Source organism: Pedobacter terrestris, assembly GCF_052343045.1.
Classification (GTDB): domain Bacteria; phylum Bacteroidota; class Bacteroidia; order Sphingobacteriales; family Sphingobacteriaceae; genus Pedobacter.
This window is the reverse complement of sequence record NZ_CP180264.1, coordinates 2,636,044-2,654,861: the sequence shown is the minus strand read 5'-3', so window position 1 is coordinate 2,654,861 and position 18,818 is coordinate 2,636,044. Positions and strand designations below refer to the sequence as shown.

At 37.7% G+C, this 18,818-nt stretch carries 19 protein-coding genes; 6 read left to right on the top strand and 13 right to left on the bottom strand.

Going from position 1 to position 18,818, the window contains the following annotated elements:
- Positions 1 to 68: 68 nt before the first annotated feature.
- The 5 genes from ACJVDH_RS11280 to ACJVDH_RS11260 all read right to left on the bottom strand — a co-directional run bounded on the left by ACJVDH_RS11280 (position 69) and on the right by ACJVDH_RS11260 (position 5,369).
- A complete protein-coding gene (locus ACJVDH_RS11280) occupies positions 69 to 1,199 on the bottom strand; it encodes an AI-2E family transporter (RefSeq protein WP_443943505.1) in 1,131 nt (376 codons plus the stop codon).
- A gap of 132 nt (positions 1,200 to 1,331) precedes the next feature.
- Positions 1,332 to 1,946, bottom strand: coding sequence for a Crp/Fnr family transcriptional regulator (locus ACJVDH_RS11275; RefSeq protein WP_443943504.1), 615 nt, complete (start codon positions 1,944 to 1,946; stop codon positions 1,332 to 1,334).
- A 146-nt stretch (positions 1,947 to 2,092) separates the two neighbouring features.
- Entirely contained in the window at positions 2,093 to 3,343 is a 1,251-nt protein-coding gene (locus tag ACJVDH_RS11270) for a helix-turn-helix domain-containing protein (protein ID WP_443943503.1), read from the bottom strand.
- Positions 3,344 to 3,468: 125 nt separating this feature from the next.
- Entirely contained in the window at positions 3,469 to 4,989 is a 1,521-nt protein-coding gene (locus tag ACJVDH_RS11265; RefSeq protein WP_443943502.1) for a hypothetical protein, read from the bottom strand.
- The gene (locus tag ACJVDH_RS11260; RefSeq protein WP_443943501.1) at positions 4,929 to 5,369 is read right to left on the bottom strand and encodes a hypothetical protein; all 441 of its coding nucleotides are present in this window, start codon (positions 5,367 to 5,369) and stop codon (positions 4,929 to 4,931) included. Before ACJVDH_RS11260 ends, ACJVDH_RS11265 begins: the two co-directional genes overlap by 61 nt.
- A gap of 447 nt (positions 5,370 to 5,816) precedes the next feature.
- Between ACJVDH_RS11260 and ACJVDH_RS11255 the strand changes: the two genes are divergently transcribed.
- From ACJVDH_RS11255 to ACJVDH_RS11245, 3 genes are all read left to right on the top strand, one after another.
- Positions 5,817 to 6,065: a hypothetical protein gene (locus ACJVDH_RS11255; RefSeq protein ID WP_443943500.1), complete on the top strand. Its 249-nt coding sequence runs from the start codon at positions 5,817 to 5,819 to the stop codon at positions 6,063 to 6,065.
- A 104-nt stretch (positions 6,066 to 6,169) separates the two neighbouring features.
- A complete protein-coding gene (locus ACJVDH_RS11250; protein ID WP_443943499.1) occupies positions 6,170 to 6,490 on the top strand; it encodes an RNA recognition motif domain-containing protein in 321 nt (106 codons plus the stop codon).
- Between the two features lie 304 nt (positions 6,491 to 6,794).
- Positions 6,795 to 8,153, top strand: a complete 1,359-nt coding sequence (locus ACJVDH_RS11245) for an APC family permease (protein WP_443943498.1) — start codon at positions 6,795 to 6,797, stop codon at positions 8,151 to 8,153.
- Between the two features lie 97 nt (positions 8,154 to 8,250).
- Here ACJVDH_RS11245 and map read toward each other — a convergent pair whose 3' ends face one another.
- The 3 genes from map to ACJVDH_RS11230 all read right to left on the bottom strand — a co-directional run bounded on the left by map (position 8,251) and on the right by ACJVDH_RS11230 (position 11,126).
- Complete coding sequence (map, locus tag ACJVDH_RS11240) at positions 8,251 to 9,051, bottom strand: type I methionyl aminopeptidase (protein WP_443943497.1); 801 nt, start codon at positions 9,049 to 9,051, stop codon at positions 8,251 to 8,253.
- 81 nt (positions 9,052 to 9,132) lie between these two features.
- The gene (locus ACJVDH_RS11235) at positions 9,133 to 9,867 is read right to left on the bottom strand and encodes an MBL fold metallo-hydrolase (RefSeq protein WP_443943496.1); all 735 of its coding nucleotides are present in this window, start codon (positions 9,865 to 9,867) and stop codon (positions 9,133 to 9,135) included.
- A gap of 20 nt (positions 9,868 to 9,887) precedes the next feature.
- A complete protein-coding gene (locus tag ACJVDH_RS11230; RefSeq protein WP_443943495.1) occupies positions 9,888 to 11,126 on the bottom strand; it encodes an MFS transporter in 1,239 nt (412 codons plus the stop codon).
- Positions 11,127 to 11,237: 111 nt separating this feature from the next.
- Here ACJVDH_RS11230 and ACJVDH_RS11225 point away from each other — a divergent pair, with 111 nt between their 5' ends.
- Positions 11,238 to 12,119 (top strand): LysR substrate-binding domain-containing protein, encoded by an 882-nt coding sequence (locus ACJVDH_RS11225; RefSeq protein WP_443943494.1) that lies wholly within the window; start codon positions 11,238 to 11,240, stop codon positions 12,117 to 12,119.
- Positions 12,120 to 12,155: 36 nt separating this feature from the next.
- Here the strand turns inward: ACJVDH_RS11225 and ACJVDH_RS11220 are convergent, their stop codons facing one another.
- The 5 genes from ACJVDH_RS11220 to ACJVDH_RS11200 form a co-directional block, all read right to left on the bottom strand.
- Positions 12,156 to 12,683, bottom strand: coding sequence for a hypothetical protein (locus tag ACJVDH_RS11220; protein WP_443943493.1), 528 nt, complete (start codon positions 12,681 to 12,683; stop codon positions 12,156 to 12,158).
- 184 nt (positions 12,684 to 12,867) lie between these two features.
- Positions 12,868 to 13,035 carry a hypothetical protein gene (locus ACJVDH_RS11215; RefSeq protein WP_443943492.1) on the bottom strand — a complete coding sequence of 56 codons (168 nt, stop codon included), beginning with the start codon at positions 13,033 to 13,035 and terminating at the stop codon, positions 12,868 to 12,870.
- A 63-nt stretch (positions 13,036 to 13,098) separates the two neighbouring features.
- The gene (locus ACJVDH_RS11210; protein WP_443943491.1) at positions 13,099 to 14,256 is read right to left on the bottom strand and encodes a hypothetical protein; all 1,158 of its coding nucleotides are present in this window, start codon (positions 14,254 to 14,256) and stop codon (positions 13,099 to 13,101) included.
- Positions 14,257 to 14,324: 68 nt separating this feature from the next.
- Positions 14,325 to 14,477 (bottom strand): hypothetical protein, encoded by a 153-nt coding sequence (locus ACJVDH_RS11205; protein WP_443943490.1) that lies wholly within the window; start codon positions 14,475 to 14,477, stop codon positions 14,325 to 14,327.
- A 488-nt stretch (positions 14,478 to 14,965) separates the two neighbouring features.
- A complete protein-coding gene (locus tag ACJVDH_RS11200) occupies positions 14,966 to 15,418 on the bottom strand; it encodes a DUF1569 domain-containing protein (protein WP_443943489.1) in 453 nt (150 codons plus the stop codon).
- A gap of 133 nt (positions 15,419 to 15,551) precedes the next feature.
- Between ACJVDH_RS11200 and ACJVDH_RS11195 the strand changes: the two genes are divergently transcribed.
- Positions 15,552 to 15,977 (top strand): hypothetical protein, encoded by a 426-nt coding sequence (locus ACJVDH_RS11195; RefSeq protein WP_443943488.1) that lies wholly within the window; start codon positions 15,552 to 15,554, stop codon positions 15,975 to 15,977.
- Between the two features lie 90 nt (positions 15,978 to 16,067).
- Entirely contained in the window at positions 16,068 to 18,551 is a 2,484-nt protein-coding gene (locus tag ACJVDH_RS11190) for a multicopper oxidase domain-containing protein (RefSeq protein ID WP_443943487.1), read from the top strand.
- Positions 18,552 to 18,818: the final 267 nt, after the last annotated feature.

Sequence of the window (18,818 nt, the reverse complement as noted above, 5' to 3'; positions counted from 1 at the left end):
TAAAATAAAAAACGCATTGGGAAATATCCAATGCGTTTTGTTTTCGAAGCTTTGTGTAAAGCTTTCTTTTATCCTTTTTCCTTTTCAATTCCCGCTTTTACTGCTACAGGTTTCTTTTTTCGGAAACTTGAAAAGCTCATTGGGCTTTTTGCAGGTCTTTCGTCGCCAAATAAAACGCCCCATTGTTTGAACATTTCAGTTCTATCGAAAATAATTTTCAGTACGGCAATAATCGGGAGCGCGAGAAACATTCCGGATACGCCGGCAATACTTCCGCCAACAAATACACCGAGAATAGAAAACAATGCGTTGATTTTTACTTTTGAGCCTACAATACGCGGCATCAGTATATTATTATCCAGAAATTGAACTGCAGCAATTACCGCCAATACAGTAATTACCGGAAGCAAATCTTGAGAAGAAGTTAATGTTAACAAAACGCCAATGATGTTCCCGATTAGCGCACCAACGTAAGGAATCAAGTTTAAAATAGCGAAAATAACACCTATCAACAGCGCATGTTTTATTCCAAAAAGCATCAGTAAACCACCAAGTAAAATGGTCATATAGGTAATCTGGATCAGCAAACCAATCAGGTAACTTTTAATGATAGATTCAGTTTCGTAAATCGCTTCTTTAACTTTAGGATGATCTGCTGGTTTAAACCACATAAAGATAAAACGCAACAGAATGTCTTTGTAAAAAAGCATCAAATAGATGTAAATAGGCAACAAACCGATAAAAACAAAAACACCACTTAGTGTAACCGCCGCACCACCAGCCAGTTTTGTGCCCATATTCATTAAATCATCGCTTTTGTCTTTAATGAAAGCCTCCTGTTGTTTATCGTCGTAATGCGTTATGCGGCTAATCCAGTCGCTTAAACTGTCTATGTGTTTGCTCACGTTTGATTTGATCTGAGGGAAATCTTTAACCAAAATCCCGACCTGGTTGCTGAAGAACCAAACGATTCCGGCTACAAACAATGCGACTAAAATTATGCAAATAACAATGGAAATACTTTCCGGAATTTTTCGTTTACATAAAAACCTGAAAATGGGCAGCAGCATAATGCTGATAAAAAAAGCCATTAAAATGGGCATAATTACGTCTTTGCCAATGTAAACTACACCGAGAAGGGTAACTAAACCTAATAGCTCTACAGATCTTTTAACGGTTACTGGATATTCGTTTGTCATAAATGCTTGTCTTGATAGATTGGTAAACACTACAAGAATGATATTGTTTGTTTACAATTTCATTTTCGGATGGTGTCTTTTGTTAAAGAATTTGCCTGCAATTGGCTTTGTTCTTTAAATCAAGAAAAGCCATTAAGCCAGTTGTAGGTGTGCATTCGTAAACTTATGTCGTATTCTGCTCAATGTTTCCAGGCGCATCCCCAGGTAACTGGCCAGATAACGCATCGGAATTTTAGAAAAATCAAATCCTTCTTCTCCCAGTTTACGGTAACGTTCAGACGCATTTGGTATACGCGCCAGAATGGCTCTTTCTGATGCAGAATAATAGCTTAAAGCCATCAAATGTCTGTTGATTATAATCCCTTCCGGATAAGACATGTAAGCGTTTTCTATTAAGGCGCGCGGAATAATAATCAATTCGCAATGATCCAAGGCTTGTAAGTATTCTATCGAAGGTTGGTTTGCAGCGGTTGGATTTCGCATTGCCCCGATAATTTCATTCCCAAAACTAAACCAGGTGCTAATGTCTTTATCGCCTTCTTTTATAAAACCGCGCACCATTCCAATAACTAGAAAATAGAGATTAGCATTATGGTCTAATGGCGATAAAATGTATTTATATTTTTTGATGTGGATGATTTTGCATTGTTTTTCATGCAGCGCAATAAATTCTGCAGATAGATGATGAAATTGCCCTAAGTAACCGAGCAAAGGAAATAATGCAGATTGAATAGCCGTTTTGGACATTTTGATAACCTCCTTAAATTTCTGAAAATGGGATAGCAACTAATACGTCTATTTATGCTGTAGCGCAAAATTGAATAGACGCTTAGCAAAGTTATCTGCTAATTCTGCTTTAAGCGATGGAAAGGCCCTAAGTTGTCTCTAACGATTCAATCGTTAGAGTTGTTGGCTGGTTCTGTTGAATCTGGATTGCCCTCAACATTAAAGTAAACCTTTGGCATTGAGCCTTTTTCCTTTTTAAAGGCATTGTAGAATGTGGCGAGACTTTTAAAACCAGATTCGCGTGCAATGGCTTCAATGGTTATTTTATTTCCTTTAATCGGGTACTGAGTTAAGAAATACTCTATCCGGTAACTGTTAATCCAGTCTCGAAAATTCTTCCCGATTACGTTATTCAATACAAAAGAACAATGGTGCATTGGGAGATTTAATTTAGATGCAACATCAATAATTTGCAAATCTGGATTTAGATATACGGCTTCATCATCCATCAGATTTTTCATCAAAAGTGCATAATCCTCGCCTTGTTTTTGGGGCAAATTAAGTTTTCGTGTGTGTTTAACAGGCGCGGGTAAAATTGCGGTCGATTGAAAATTTTCTGATACAGAATCAATAATCTGTTCCATGTTATTTTTCTTGGCCCAATCTACCGCGACGAGTAAATATCCATAAAAAATATGTGGTTTGTGGATGGTGTAGGCGAAAAGTGATAAAAGCATCAGGCAGTTTAATGCCACGAAAAAAGTGTGCGAATACGGCCAGTGTAATCCTTTAATCAAAATGGGCAATAAACTTGCTGTTTGGAAAACTGTTGCGATTTTCAAAAAAAACAAGATCCAGTCGCCGTCATTTTTCGTTATATTTTTACGATCCTTTTTCTTCATTCCAAATAATTCAATCCATGCCAAAACTAAGTAAGTTAATACCAGTAACGGCCGGAAAACGTATTGAAAGTAAGCAGGGAAAAGTCCGCTTTTTGCGCGCAAAGCGAAATATCCGCTTTCTGTCAATTGTTTTGCTAATGAAGGCCAATCTATTGGAACAGAATTATGCCACGGAATAATGTGTATTAATGCAAGCAAAGCCGGAATAAAATGCAGCCACTCTTTAATATTTAGTTTATTTCTATCGGATGTAAAACATACAATGTACAAGTAAAAACATGCCGGAGATGCATAAAATAACGGTGTGCAAATTTGAAAAATGATTGCTGCTGCAGGCAACGATTTCGACGTGATTAACAATGTAGTAAGTGCCTGGCCAAATCTGCTGAAAAAAATTACAGACAGTAAAATATTAAATAACCGGTTGCCTTTGTTTGCAAAAAACAAATGCGTGGCAAACAACAATAAGAAGAGACAACAAGTGCTCACTAAAAGATTTAAGAGCTGCATATTCATTGCCAAGATAAAGATTATAGGGAATAAATACGCAATAAAAAATGTATTTGTAGTATTAATTCGGGATTGAATTATGCAAAATGATAATTTCTTAATTGTTCCCTTTTAATAGTACATACAGAAAATTAGGTGATTGCAGACTGTGAACTGATCATTTTGAAATATTGTTGAAACAAGTTTTCAAGAATTAGATTCGGCGTACTTTCGTTAGTTTTAAGTCCGACGTTCTGAATGAGGTTCTGATAATGTGCTGTTATTGTATCAGAATGGGTAAAACCGAAAACATCTTGTTTGGATAAACCCACCATTTCTTTAATCAAAACTACAGGGTTGTAGATGAATTTTTCTCTCACAACTTCTCTGCCGCGATTAAGATCATGAATTAAGGCCTTTACCGCTTGTACATTACCATTTAAAATCAAATTTTTTGCCAAAATAAGATTGGCATAAAAAGTTTTTTCTGGTGATGATAAATCATTGCTGAAAAGATAAAGCAATTCAATCATATTGCCGCCAGGCCGATCTCCGGTAAGCAAAATATGGATTAAGCTATCGTTAAATGTATTGTCTAAAGAAATTTCTCTCGATTTGTGCAACTCCAGCAAAAGTGTACTTAGAAAATCTATTAAATCAGCACAAACTGTTGGACAACCGCTGTAAAATAAATTCTGAATAGAATTTAGATGTTTGTCTTTGCAGGCATAAAATACTGCCCACTCTAACAGAGAAATATTGTCTGTTTGCTTCTTCTCTTTAAGGAAGTTGTAAAAAGAAGAACTTCCTCCAAGGTTTAACCATTGATCGCGCAGCGTAAGGTAGAAAAAGTAATCGCTCACGTTTTTATTCGCAAAATGGACAAATGCATTTTTTCGTTCGCTGTCTTCATAAGTAGAAATTACAGTTCCGTCTTCAATCAGATCATCCAGGTTCAACAGCGATTGCTCATCTACGTGATAATCGCTTTTGTTGCTGGCGATATTTTTAAGCAGCAAAACTTTATTGGAGCTGTTGCGGCCGAGAAAAATCCGATTCTGAAAATATAAATGCAGTAATCGGTAAAATACTGTTCTGGAAGCTGGCTGAATATTTTTCTCGATTGTAATCAAAATTGAATACGTACCTAGAAACAGCGGTTTCCTCAATAGAGAAAACAAACTTGGTTCAAGTGTTTCAAGTTCTACTTTTGTCTGTTGCAACGAATTCACAACCTTGATGATTTCTTCTCCAGTAAGTTCTTCAATATCAATATAAAAAGGATGTTTTAAAGCGGCAGAAACAGGCTTATCTGTATGAGTCAATAAACTGTTGTTAAACAAAGATATCGAGTCCGGACGCAAAGAAACAATTGTTTTAATGTAATCGAAGCACGCTACAGTTGATAAAAATTCAGCAAATTCTTTTTGGTAGGTTATCGATTTCATGAATTTATCAAAGCCATCCAGAATAATCAGTAGATTTCCATGTTTTTTTTCATGCGTTTGGATGTGTCTAAACAGTTCATCCAAACCGCCGAAACCAAGTTGGTGTGATATGGATGCACTCAGATTGCGGTCTCTTTCCAGTCTGGCTTTTCGGGTTCCTTTAGTTAAGAAAAGTAAAACTTCCTGGTCATCTGCCAGATTTTTTTTTGTGTTCCGGAAACCCAATGTTCTAACGCTAATGATTTTCCCTGTGCAGCATCGCCACGTAGAAACGCCAGTTTTTCGTTACTGTTCCTAAAATTATCCAATTGGCCAGAAATTGTTGGTCTTGGCGTTGTAGAACGATATGGCACAGTTGAACGATTTCTGATCTCATTTACAGAGCTGGTAGAAAATTCTTGCGCAATGGCAGCAAACGCTTTCCATACTGTAGATTCTGCCGCGTTCTTTTCCCGGTGTTTCTCTACAAAATCGTACCAATTGGTAAAACCACTATATAAGGAAAGTGTATCTAAGGTAAAGGCAGAATATTGGTGATTAACCTTTGCAAAACCATAAAATCTTTTGATAGTGGTTTCGCTCAGGTAACGCTTGGTTTCTTTCATTATCGCTTCCGATAGCACAAGACATTCTTTTGGCCCTATGGTTTTAAGTCCGGATTTAAGGCGGACCAGATTTCGAAGGTTGTTTTGCGGTTCGATAGACTTAATAATTAGTTGTAATACAATTTAGACAAAATAGAACAACATGTTCTGGTGAATTTGGTTAACGTTTTGTTTATATTGACTTTTATCAAATGCAATTTTGTAATTACGTATTTTATCAAAATATAAACCGTATTTTTTACTTGTTAACATCTAAAATACCAATTTGTTCTGGCACTTGTAAACCTGTTATTTATTAAAACGTTTGATGACCTGATATCTTTTTCATTATTTTCTCAAACTATTTTCTAATTCCTGCGTTACATCGTGGTGAAATCCGGGCAGTGCAATTTAGGGCCACCATGAAATCACGTTTTAAACAAAAGTCTATCACCTTATTATTTGTACATGACGGGAATGGTTTTGGCGTACAACCGGTATGCAAAAGTTGGTCTTATCGAAGATGAAAATGGACAACGCATTAAATATTACAATAATATCGACTGCACACGCGGAGATTTAGTTGAATATGAAATTGACATGTCTGAACGGGGAATTGTTGCCAGTAAAATAAAACCTATAACCTTGAAAAGCGAAATCAAAGGGTCGGTTTTCTTATGCACATTACATAAAAGCAGGCCGGTTAATTCAGAATAAAAACATTTGTGGCACTTATGCCGAATAATTTGGCCTAAATCAAAATAAGCTATTGAAAACAGGAAAAATGTTTATTTTAGCGTCGAAAATTCTCCTATTTATATATGGTTAAGTTATTTGTAGCGGGCCTTGGCAACGAGGTAGACGTGATGGGGCTGGTAGAGTTGTTCAGCATTCATGGAACAGTAGAAGTTGTGAATATTGTGAGCGACAGGGCAACTGGTAAGGGTAAAGGTTACGCTTTTTTAGAAATGACCGATTTGGCAGGTGCAGAACGTGCTATTGATGCGTTGAATGGTATTACTTTTAAAGGCCGCAAGTTAGATGTTAAAAAAGCAGACCAAGGTGTAAAATCTTCGCCTGCCAGGAAAATGCCTTTCAAAAAAGACGGACAAGCACCAAGGCCTTATAAACCTAAAGCTTAGTATTTTTATCTCCAAAAATACTTTGTTGTTACTTACGCATGTTTTTTTAAAAAAAAGGGCCACATCCCTGCGGTCCCAATGTTTTAATAGAATTTTAATCTAAAGCTTAATTGTAATAACTCAAATCTCTAAAATTGGTTTTAATTTTTTTAAAATTATGGCCGTTTAGCTTGTTTACTTTGCTTACGCGAGGCTTTTTTTCGTTTAAAGTACGTCATATTTGGTACGCGTTTTAGTCAGTGCAAAACTTTACTTCTATATTCACCGCAACAAACAACTATTAATTTTCCGTAACGCAATTATCATGTCTACAGGCCAGAAACGAAGCTTGGGTTTAATCCAGGCCACTGCAATAAATATGACCGATATGGTTGGTATTGGCCCGTTTATTACGCTTTCATTGGTTATAAGCATGATGAATGGACCTTACTTTTTATACGCTTGGGTGGCTGGTGCTTTTTTATCGATTATTGATGCACAAGTGTGGAGTGAACTCGGTTCAGCATTTCCTAAAGCCGGCGGCTCTTACAACTTTCTGATGGAAGCTTTCGGTAAAAATAAAGCTGGTAAATTAATGAGTTTTCTATTTGTATGGCAAACAATGATTCAGGCACCGCTGGTTATTGCATCTGCTTCTATAGGCTTTGCGTACTATTTTTCCTACCTCGTTCCTTTAAGTACGCTTTATTCTAAGTTATTAAGCGGGGGAGTAGTGGTATTGATTATTGCACTCTTGTATCGCAAAATAGAAGATATCGGCAAAATTAGTGTGGCGATGTGGGCCATTGTTATCCTGACTTTATTTTGGATAATTGGGGGAGGAATACTGCATGGCAATTTTATGTACCCTATTAAACACATTAACGATGGTTTGACCCTTAATTATGCTTTTGTATCGGCCATAGGTTTTGCAAGTGTAAAAAGCGTATACAGTTATTTGGGTTATTATAATATTTGCCATTTGGGTGGCGAAATCGTAAATCCATCTAAAAATATCCCTAAAAGTATGATTTTATCTATTATCGGTATAGCCATTTTATACCTGATGATGAATGTAAGTGTTGCAAGCGTGATACCATGGGAGCAAGCAAAAGACAGCAAGTTTGTAATTAGCGATTATATGCTAAAAATCGCCGGTCCAACTGCCGCAAATGTAATTACCTGTATGGTGCTTATAGTGGCATTTGCATCCGTATTTTCTGCAACTTTAGGCTATAGTCGTGTTCCATATGCGGCGGCAGCCGATGGTTCATTTTTTCCGGTATTTGCCAAACTACATTCCAAAGGCAATTTTCCTTACGTGTCTTTGCTTTTTATTGGTGCCGTTGCATTTGTGTTTAGTTTACTTTTTAAACTGAGCGATGTGATTAGCGCTATTCTGGCAATGCGCATTCTAGTTCAGTTTATTTCTCAGGCTGTGGGTTTAATTTTACTGCGGCGCAAACGGAAATCTGAAGACTTCCCTTTTAAAATGCCATTATTTCCACTACCGGTGTATCTCGCCATTGCGATGTGGCTGTGTATTCTGGTCTCTACCGGTGTTACAATGGTATTGGGCGGATTGTTTACCACAGCACTTGGCGCCATTGTGTATTTTATCAAAGCGAAAGTAAACCGAGAGTGGCCGTTCCAAAAGGACGTTACCTTGCCTGATCTGCCATAAGAAGTGTAATTTTCTGCAAAAAAAAAGGCAATCCGAAGATTGCCCTTTTAATTATTTTTTGAAACCAGAGTTCTAAATTGAGTTTCGACTAATGAACCTAAAAGTAAGAAGTGTTCAGGTTGATATTCGCTTTCTCTGCTGCTTCAATTGGTGCGTAATCTGATAAGATCAAGGCTTCACCTTTTTTAACGCAAACATCATGTTCAAAATGTACAGAAGGTTTTCCGTCGGCAGTTTTAACTGTCCAGCCATCTTTTTCCAGAAACACATCTTTTGTTCCCAGATTGATCATTGGCTCTATTGCCATTACCAGGTTTTCTTTCAGCATAGTGCCAGAACCTTTTCTGCCATAATTAGGCACCTGCGGATCTTCGTGCATACTTTTTCCTAAGCCATGGCCAACAAAATCGCGTACCACGCCGTAACCTTCTTTTTCGTTGAATGCCTGTATTGCGTGGCCGATATCGCCTAAACGTTTACCAACTACGGCTTCTTTAATGCCCACAAACAAAGAATCTTTGGTGGTTTTTACGAGTTTTAGAATTTCTGCATCAACCTCGCCAATAATGAAAGTATATGCATGATCGCCATGAAATCCGTTTTTAATTGTGCCCACATCAACAGAGATGATGTCGCCATCTTTTAATTCATATGACGATGGGAAACCATGTACAACAACGTCGTTAACTGAAGTGATGATATGGAAAGGAAAACCATGATAGTTGTAGAAAGATGGCACTGCACCATGGTCTAAAATATATTGGTTTGCCAGTTTGTCAATTTCAATTGTGGCCATGCCCGGTTTAAGAACTTTTGCAACCTCTGCAAGTGTGGCGCTAACCAACTTGGCACTAATGCCCATTAGCTCAACCTCTTCGTTCGTTTTGTATAGAATCATTGCTGCAAAGTTAAGCATTAAGGTCAAAAAGTAAAATAAGCCTCTGGCAAAAATGTTTTAGTAAATACAAATCATAAGATATTAACGGGTCAGTTTTAGGATAGATTCGCCAAGATTGTGATAAAATAAAACTGTCCAGTCAGATTCTAGCGCTTCTCGTTGCCATTTATTGCGCATAGCAAGTGCCTTTTTACCATCGAAATCTGTTTTATATGCGATATGATATTTCAGATAACCAACCTGTGGGAGATCATCCGCGCCGTAAAATGCTGTTTCTGCATTTTTTGTAATCCAGAAAGCCTGGTGAAAAGGCGAATGTCCGCCGGTAACTTCAAATCTGATTTCGTCAGAAATACTTCCTTCGTCATCTTCCATAAATTCAACATTTTCTGATGCAGAAAGCGCTTCCAGTAGTGGTAGGATATATGATGGATTTCCCTTTTGTTGTAAAGCAAAATCCATTTCACGGCGTTGTAGATAAATTTTTGCTGAAGGAAAATTTAAGATCAATTGCTGGTTTTCTACTTGACCAATTCCGCCAATATGATCTTTGTGCAAGTGAGAGAGTAATATTTTTGTAACGTCTCCTTTTTGCAAACCCAAATCCGCAAGCTGATTATAGAGTAAAGGTTCATTGTTTTCCAGAAGTGCTAAACCTGTATCCAGTAAAATCACCTCGTTGTGTATTTCAATTAAAAACGGGCTAATGCCCATGGTTAAAGTATTCTGTTGCGCACCAGAACCGGCTGTTCTGCGCACGAAGTTTTTTTGTTTGTCAACAGTAAAAATGCCCTGATGCAGCGCAGTAATTTTCATTTTATCTAATCTAAATTGGGTTAATGTTTTGCAGATGCAATTGCAAAAATGCTGTTTTTTTCGTTTTTATGGCTCCAATGGTATAAAAATACAGCGGCAGAAATCATCCCGATTGCGCCGCCAACCGCTACAGCAAGTTTTGCGCCTACCAGATCAGCCATCGATCCAATTAGTAAACTGCCTACCGGAATCATCCCCTGATAAGCCATAATATAATAACTTATGGCTCTACCACGCATGTGCGGAACGGCATGTGTTTGAATGTAGGTATTGATTGCAGACGTTTGCGCCATCATACCAATTCCGCTCATCGCCATAAATACCAGCGATAGCATCAAAATGTTGGAAAATGCAATTAGCAAAACACTAACGCCAAACAAAAGCGTTGAAATGCTGACAATTTTAATTAATAAATGTGCCGATTTTAAATTCGCCAGATAAATAGCACTGAGAACAGACCCAATACCGATTGCACTTTCAAACAAACTAAAAGTAGACGCCGTTCCATGAAAAAGATCTTTCGCAAAAATTGGCATCAATGTATTAAAAGGAATAACAAAGGTACTGCTCACACCTAAGAGTAAAATCAAACTTCTTAATTCTTTTTCGTTCCTGATGTATTCAAAACCTTCTTTCAAACCTGTCCAGATTTTACTTTCCGGAGGATTGGTAACCACTGTATTCATCCGCATCATGAATAAACAAATGAGCACCGGGATGTAGCTTAGAAAATTGCCAATAAAGCAAAAGTCTTCACCAAAAGTACTCAGGATTACGCCTGCCAAAGCTGGACCAATAATTCTCGCCAGGTTAGTCATGGTAGAATTTAGTGCAATTGCATTGGGCAAATCTTCCTTGTTGTCTACCATATCAATCATCAGCGATTGCCTGCAGGTTACATCAAAAGCATTTACAATACCTTGAACCAGACTTAAAATAATAATGGCAGTAATGTTGTAAAACTTAAAATAAATGATTGCCGCAATAGCTGCCGCCTGCAACATAGAGATGATTTGGCTGTTAATCATTGTTTTGAACCGATCGTGACGATCGATAAAACTACCGGCGTATGGCGATAAAAAAAGTGACGGAATTAAACTTGCAAATGTAACCATGCCAAGTAAAAATGCCGATCCGGTTAGTCTGTACACCAGCCAGGCTACAGCTGTTTTCTGCATCCAGGTTCCCATCAAAGAAATGGATTGTCCGTAAAAGAAAAGTTTAAAATTTCTGTATTTAAGTGATCTGAAAATATCCATGATTTGTGCAGCCAAATATTATCGTTGTCTTGCGCTGCAAATATCTTCAATCATGTTATATTTGTAAAAAGGTATTTTTCTATAACATCAATCGATAAAACCGATTTAGAAATGGAACTCAGACAACTTCGTTATTTTGTTAAGGCAAAAGAACTACTCAACTTTACAGAAGCTGCAAATGCGCTTAATATTAGTCAGAGTACACTTTCTCAGCAAATTGCCCAGCTGGAACTGGAGCTTGGTATTCCTTTATTTAATCGTGTTGGAAAAAGAATCACGTTGACAGAAGCCGGTGATTTATTTTACGGCCATGCACAGGAAAGTTTGAACCGGGCAAATAACGGCATCGCGATGTTAAAAGAGCTAAACGGATTAACAACTGGTAAATTGTTAATCGGTGTAACGTATGGTTTGCGCGATTTGATGACGCCGGTTTTGCTGGAGTTTTTAGAGCAGTATCCATCAATCAAAGTAGAAGTGCTGTTTGGAACCTCGCAGCAACTTAGAGGAATGTTGTTAGACCAGCAGTTGGATATATTGTTAACCTTCGAAGAAATTGTGCACGATAATAGTTTGGTGTATACACTACTTTTTGAATCGCCGCTGTGCCTGATTTCGTCAAAATCGGTTGCCTTGGATAGAAAGGAAATCAATTTGACAGAAGTGATGAAGCTGCCCTTAGTTTTGCCGGCCAAAGGCTATAGTACGCGCCAGTTTATAGACGATACTTTAATCAAAAGCAGGCAGCAACCCAATATTTCGGTAGAAATTAATGATATTCCAACGCTGCTGGATTTGGTTAGAACCGGTAAATGGTTTACCATGTTGGCCAAAACAACTGTAGGTGCCGCAGATGATTTAGTGTGTACACCAATAAAAGGGAAAAACATGGCGCGCAAAGCAATGCTTTTGTCTGTAAAAGATATTTATGTGAAAAAAGCCGTTGCGGCATTCTGCGAACAGCTGTTGGTTAATGCAAAGAAATTAAGTTAAACGCTTGATGCGAAAAAAGCACCATTGTAAATAAAACTAAGATTCTGTGTCAGAACCATCAGCCGGATCGGGATTGAACCTTTTGTACATATCAATATCGAAGTAGCTTGCCGTGTTGATTTTGTCTACTTTTAAAATTAAATCTGTATTCAATTCACTTTGATGCGTTACCGAACCATCGTCTATGTAAGAAGCATAGACAGAAAGATATTGAGTGGTGAAAATCAGTTCTTTTTTCTCATCGCGATAGCCGCTGAACGCAGGCGTAATACGGATATAATTGGTAACAAAAGGTTTAGGCAATTCTTTTACCCATCCAATATATACTTTGCCGCTGTCCATCGTAAATTGAAGCAAATGGGCATCGAAAAACGAAGAACTCAACAGCAATTCCATTTCATTTCCCGATTTTTTCAGCGCTTTTTTAATTGCTTTCTCTCGCTTTACAAACAAATTTGCAAATTCAGTTCCAAGCACAGCAACAAATAAAGAAAGGCTTGTGTTCCGAAATATGGCGTTTTGATTGGTAAAAGCCGGCCAATGTGTTTGATTGTCTCCGGACAATAGTTTATTAAAATTTCCCGGATTAAAAAACAAAAACCTAAAAGCACAATGCCGGCGAGCGCAGAGTTTAAAAGAATGCGCTGACTTTCCAACCTGTATTGGACGTAGCGTAAATATGCAAAATGTGTGAGAATATAATAGCCGCCTACTAAAGGAAAAAGAAGCAGGTTAAACGGCATGTTGATTAACGTTTGTTTTTATCTTCTGTAATTTTTTTGAAGATGCTGGAATCCATCATGGCGCTAACCATTTCACGAACTTTAGGTTGATTGAAAAAATCGTGACTTTTGATATATAAACGGCCACTGCTATCGGAATGGATGATATTATCGAAATTCTTATTCTTTTCCATATCTCAAAGATACTATTTATCAAGTGTTTGAGCAACAATGTTTAGTAAAAATTGTTTAGCAATTTAACTCTTTGTTGCGGTTTTATAATCCAGATAGTAACCGGAATTCGGCATCAGATAAATAACGTTTTTCTGAAAATCCAGAAAGGTATTGAAACGTTTCAGTATTTCATTTCCGAGGATGTGTACGTTTTTTCCTGGCATTGGTTTACTTTGTCCCAATACCTGCGCCGGAACGTTTTGCAGATTAAATGCACCCAGTTGTAGTCTGTCTAAACTAGCCGTGATAACTGGTACTTCATTGCCTTTTGTACCATGTAAAATGACTTTTTTAATCACTTTCATTTCCTCTGCAGGGAAATGGCCCTCAGCGAGCAAATCGCTATCCAACATCACGGTGCTTTGATAGCCCAAATCAAACAAAAACCAATCCTTATTTACAATTCCACCTTGTATAATAGATGTTTCTATGAAAGGTTTATTGTTCATATAACGGATGTTAAACTTTGAAACTTGCGGGTTATTCCGGATTTTTTTTGGCATTTCGGAATGAAGTATCATAAGATTTTTATCGTAATTTAACTCCACAATCATTCCGTCAAAAATATTCCATCCAAGCAAACCATCGGCTTCGTTGCCAACCATTTGTGTGTCATATACTTTGCTATTGTACACACGCTTGCCAAGTTTAATCTCTAAAAATTTGTTGTAAAGCTGGGGTTTAGATTTTACTCTTTTTTCTAAAGCATCTGTAGTTAACGAAACTTCTGTTGCACCAGTATCAAAGTTGAGGATTAAAGAATCTGTTTGGTTGAAGACAACATGTACCAAATTGGTGTTGTAGGTATTTATATAGAAAAAAATAGAATCGTGAATTGCAGGTTTTAATTTACTGTAGTTCTTCTTTTCTGGACTTTGTATTCTGGTGAAACAAGAATCTTTACCATTCAACAAGACAATAAAATTCTCCTGTTTTCCGGGTTTTATTACTAATGAAATGGAATCAATATCGGTTTTGAACTTTACAAGTTTTGGTTTCGTGATCTTGCCAGTGATGTAAATGTCCGTTTTAAGTTTTGGATTAATGCTCCAACGGGAAACAGAATTGTCTTCTTCAAAAATCAGTGCACTTTTTGAGTTTGCATGTACAACCGGAAGTTTGTTTTGCGCGTGAACGGTGTAGCTAAAAAATATAAAGAGGAGCGCGTAAATGATTCTCATATAGATTAGATCAGTTTCTTTGCTTGCTAAAATACAGAAATTGCCCGAATGGCAATTCATGCGTTTACTTATTTTGTTTTTCTTCCATCAAAACGAATAACAGAACCTATTCCATTGTGGTACAATCCTTCAGAAAGGTCGATTTCTGTTTCCGTTAAGGTTCCAATTTCATAATCGGGAAAGTCTGCAGGGATTTCTTCAATAGAAAATAATGAAGCCAAATCTTTTTGGCCATCAACTTTTCATTGAGCGCTAGATAATCAAGGTGTGTTTTGCTGAAAGCTTCAAAAATAATTGTTCCGCCAATGCGTGAATATTGCTTAATCGTTTATGGTATACAAATTTTATTGATGCAGGAAAATGAGCATAAATTAATGCAATACAATCAAAAGTTCGTTTTAATCTTGCAAAATTCGCCTTCAGCAGGAAGAAGGATATTGCTTGGCTTAATTTGCTTTAAATGCCCTTGAAGAAAGTTATTGGGTTGTGTACCAAAAGCAAATTCATTTGAAGATAACACTCATCCCACCGTCTTCTTCATAAATCTGTTTTTTGCATGAAATGTTATGGTTATCAATATTGTTTTATCCTGCATAACATTAGGACGTTGATTTGTTTCGTACGATAATTAATGCGCTCAATATATCGTTTAAGCGTCAAATGCTCCAAAAAAAATACATCTGATAGATGACCATCAGATGTATTTAGTTTAAGCACCAAACTGTCTTAAATGATGATCAAAATGTTTCCATTGCATAATTGCCCATTCATCTGGAGTCATTTTTCCAAAAAATACTTGTGGAGCGGTGGTACATTTGGAAGGACCACCTTCAGAAAATGCTTTAATCAGTTGCATTACCTTATTTTTTTCCACTTCAAAGTTCCGCTCATCGGTAATGATATAACTTTTATCGGTTCCGGAATTTTTTGGCATTGGTTTAGGGCCAAGAAAACGCGTTTTTAGCATTCTGCCAATCATCCGGATAAAAAATGGCAGTTTTTCTGGTGTATTGCGCCCCATCGCAGTTTCTAATGATGCACTGCAGTGTGCAAGCATTTGTGCCGCATTCATTTTTCCCCACTGTTTTTGTGCATCTGGATTCAGTTTTTCCAGCCTGTCTAAAATCAGCATCGTTTCTTCCTGATTGTATAAGTTTCTCATTTTTCGTTTTGTTTCTACAAAGAAAACCAGCGCGACTGACAACCCTATGTCAGTGCTCAAATTATAAGGAAAATTTATTTGCCAGCGCTTTTGCCGATAGGAAATTATATAACAAAATTTTAAAATTATGTAAGTGCGACGCAAACTTAATGCGGAGATTTGTATCGTGGCGAAAATTAAAATCAGTTTACTCTTGATTGTTCTGTTATTCAACCTTTTTGCAGGTTTAATGTGTGCAATTCGCATGGCTGATGGTTTGCGCGCGGCCTCTATATCAAAACATATCTGGCAAACCAATTCAAAGAAAAATCAAACTTTTAAAGCAGATTCTGCTTACCGTTGTGATTTGATGAGTGCTGAAGCGCGACAGGGAAATGCGTCTGCGCCAGAGGAATACCATACGCAATTTTCTCAACCCGTAGTTTTACTGCCTGGATTTAGTGTTTTCTTTTCTGCGGAACCTCACGGTAATCCTTCAAATTTGTACTTCACTTTAAAGCAATACGCGGTTCATTTAGATACGGATATTGGTGTTCGCTTACAGCGTTTTCAGATTTAGAATGGACAAATAAAATGCAAACGCCTTCGCGGCGTAAAATCATCGCTTCAGCATAAAGTGGAGCACAAGTTTATCCATCAAAAAAAACAAATGAAAACGATATTCACAATCTATCTGGTTTTTGTTGCTTTTGCAGTTTCGGCACAAAGCAGTACGAAAACCGAAATGCCTGCTACGCACAAAACGAGCGAGGTTTTTACCTGTCCGATGCATCCGGAGATATTATCAGAAAATCCAGGAAAATGCCCTAAATGCGGAATGGACTTAGTGGCGAAAAAAATACATATTAATACTCATGACCAAGCAACGCCTACACATAAATCCGGAAAACGGAGTTTGAAAGAACAGATCAGTCAGGCGAAAAATAACCTTGGCGAAATTCACTTCAAATTAGCCGACCTAAAACCTAGGACAGTGCGCTACGATTTATATGTTGCCGACACAACTGTAAATTATGGCGGTAAAGCAAAAAGAGCGATAGCTGTAAATGGGCAAATTCCGATGCCTACGTTAACTTTTACGGAAGGTGATACGGCTTTGATATACGTGCATAATCTACTGAAAGAGCCAACAGCGTTGCATTGTCACGGCCTTTTTTTACCAAACCGTATGGATGGCGTTCCGTTTATGACGCAAATGCCAATTGCTCCGGATTCTACGTATATGTATAAATTTCCGATCGTCCAAAGCGGTACCCATTGGTACCACAGTCATTATGGTTTACAAGAACAAATTGGTATGTACGGGTCGTTTATCATCAACAAACGTAAAGAATGGGATATCCCGACTTTGCCCGTTTTGATTAGCGAATGGACTAATACTAAACCGAAAGAGGTAATGCGCAACCTGAAAAGTGCTAACGATTGGTTTTCAATTAAGAAAGGAACGACTCAAAGTTATGCCGAAGCAATACGTGGCGGCAATTTTAAAACTAAACTCTCTAATGAATGGAAACGGATGAATGCAATGGATGTGAGCGATGTGTATTACGAGAATTTTCTTTTAAATGGCGAAAACCAACTTGTAGAAAAACAGTTTAAGGGCGGAACTAAAGTTAGACTGCGAATATCTAACGGAGGCGCCTCAGATTATTTCTGGCTGAGTTATGCTGGTGGAAAAATTACCGTTGTTGCCAATGATGGAAACGATGTGGAACCCGTTGAAGTTGATCGCCTGATTGTTGCAGTTTCAGAAACATATGATGTAGTGGTAAACATTCCAAAAGACGGGAGTTATGAATTTTTGGTAACACCAGAAGATCGCACCAAATTTGCTTCTTTATGGTTGGGGAAAGGCAATAAAGTGTATGCACCAAAAATGCCGAAGCTGAAGTATTTCGCCGGAATGGAAATGATGAATGGCATGATGGATATGAATGGCAATATGGTAGAAATGGCTGGAATGAAAATGCAAAATCAAACTATGGATATGAATACCGTTATGTATCCTGAAATTTCTGGCAAAGAAAACTATAAAAACAAAAATGCAGATGGCAAGATGGATGGGATGAATATGCAAAAACACAATCCGAAGCTGATAACACTGAATTATGATATGTTGCGTGCACCTCAAAAAACAACTTTGCCAGATCGGCCGCTTAGAGAACTGAAATTTGAACTTACTGGAAATATGAACCGTTATGTGTGGAGTATGGACAATAAAACGGTTTCAGAAAGTGATAAAATTTTGATTAAAAAAGGGGAGAACTTGCGCATTATCTTATACAACAACAGCATGATGCGCCACCCGATGCATTTACACGGCCATGATTTCAGAGTTTTAAATGGTCAAGGCGATTACGCGCCACTCAAAAACGTACTGGATATTATGCCAATGGAGCGAGACACGATTGAGTTTGCCGCAACAGAACCGGGAGGGGATTGGTTTTTCCATTGCCACATTCTTTATCATATGATGAGCGGAATGGGGCGCGTGGTCAGTTATGAAAATTCTGCTCCAAATCCTGAACTTCCAGATCCGAAAATGGCACAACGCATGTTGTTTATGGACGATCGTGAAATTCATCCGATGGCTCGTATTGGTATTGAAAGCAATGGCAGTGACGGCACAATCATGCTGGCAAATACCCGTTATCAGTTTTCTACAGAATGGCGCGTTGGTTTTAATAAAGAAATGGGCTATGAATCTGAAACTCACTTTGGGCGTTATGTTGGCCGCAACCAATGGTTTTTCCCGTATGTAGGTTGGGATTTCAGGAAACGTACCGTTGGCTTTGATGAGAAAAATCTTTTTGGTCAGCGTCTTTCGCCAGCAAAGAATATTTTTGGACAAAGAAATACCAAAAATTTCCGTCAGGTGGTGCATGTTGGTTTTCAATATACCTTGCCTATGCTCATCACAGCAGATGCATCTGTAGATAACAAAGGAAATGTTCGGATTCAATTAAGGAGAGAAGATATTCCGATCTCCAAGCGTTTGCGTTTTCAATTCATGGTCAATACAGATACAGAGTACATGGCTGGATTAAGTTACATTGCTACGAAATACATTTCGTTATCTACACATTACGATAGCGACATGGGTTATGGAGCCGGATTAACATTTAACTATTGATAAAAGCAGCGGCATTTAAGAAATACGGTTATAAATCCTGGTTGAATAGAGGTTAAAACTAATCTACTCAACCAGGATTTTTACGTTTCTAGCCAATGTTTTAAAACGAATACCGTTGCCCTGAACAACAGTTATAATCATGTGGCCGGTTTTACTCTATGGATATCGTGTACAAATCCAGATTTCCCTTTGGATGTTCCAGAAATCACCACGCATTGCTCACCTTCTTTTAGGTTTTCTACCAACATAGATTTACTAACGAAGTTT

Bases quoted from the DNA above. Each gene is read 5' to 3' on its own strand.
- ACJVDH_RS11200 (WP_443943489.1), bottom strand. From the start codon at position 15,418: ATGAGAAACTTATACAATCAGGAAGAAACGATGCTGATTTTAGACAGG.
- ACJVDH_RS11270 (WP_443943503.1), bottom strand. From the start codon at position 3,343: ATGAATATGCAGCTCTTAAATCTTTTAGTGAGCACTTGTTGTCTCTTC.
- ACJVDH_RS11230 (WP_443943495.1), bottom strand. From the start codon at position 11,126: ATGGATATTTTCAGATCACTTAAATACAGAAATTTTAAACTTTTCTTT.
- map (WP_443943497.1), bottom strand. From the start codon at position 9,051: ATGATTCTATACAAAACGAACGAAGAGGTTGAGCTAATGGGCATTAGT.
- ACJVDH_RS11215 (WP_443943492.1), bottom strand. From the start codon at position 13,035: ATGGAAAAGAATAAGAATTTCGATAATATCATCCATTCCGATAGCAGT.
- ACJVDH_RS11235 (WP_443943496.1), bottom strand. From the start codon at position 9,867: ATGAAAATTACTGCGCTGCATCAGGGCATTTTTACTGTTGACAAACAA.
- ACJVDH_RS11245 (WP_443943498.1), top strand. From the start codon at position 6,795: ATGTCTACAGGCCAGAAACGAAGCTTGGGTTTAATCCAGGCCACTGCA.
- ACJVDH_RS11225 (WP_443943494.1), top strand. From the start codon at position 11,238: ATGGAACTCAGACAACTTCGTTATTTTGTTAAGGCAAAAGAACTACTC.
- ACJVDH_RS11280 (WP_443943505.1), bottom strand. From the start codon at position 1,199: ATGACAAACGAATATCCAGTAACCGTTAAAAGATCTGTAGAGCTATTA.
- ACJVDH_RS11250 (WP_443943499.1), top strand. From the start codon at position 6,170: ATGGTTAAGTTATTTGTAGCGGGCCTTGGCAACGAGGTAGACGTGATG.
- ACJVDH_RS11190 (WP_443943487.1), top strand. From the start codon at position 16,068: ATGAAAACGATATTCACAATCTATCTGGTTTTTGTTGCTTTTGCAGTT.
- ACJVDH_RS11210 (WP_443943491.1), bottom strand. From the start codon at position 14,256: ATGAGAATCATTTACGCGCTCCTCTTTATATTTTTTAGCTACACCGTT.
- ACJVDH_RS11260 (WP_443943501.1), bottom strand. From the start codon at position 5,369: ATGAAAGAAACCAAGCGTTACCTGAGCGAAACCACTATCAAAAGATTT.
- ACJVDH_RS11255 (WP_443943500.1), top strand. From the start codon at position 5,817: ATGACGGGAATGGTTTTGGCGTACAACCGGTATGCAAAAGTTGGTCTT.
- ACJVDH_RS11275 (WP_443943504.1), bottom strand. From the start codon at position 1,946: ATGTCCAAAACGGCTATTCAATCTGCATTATTTCCTTTGCTCGGTTAC.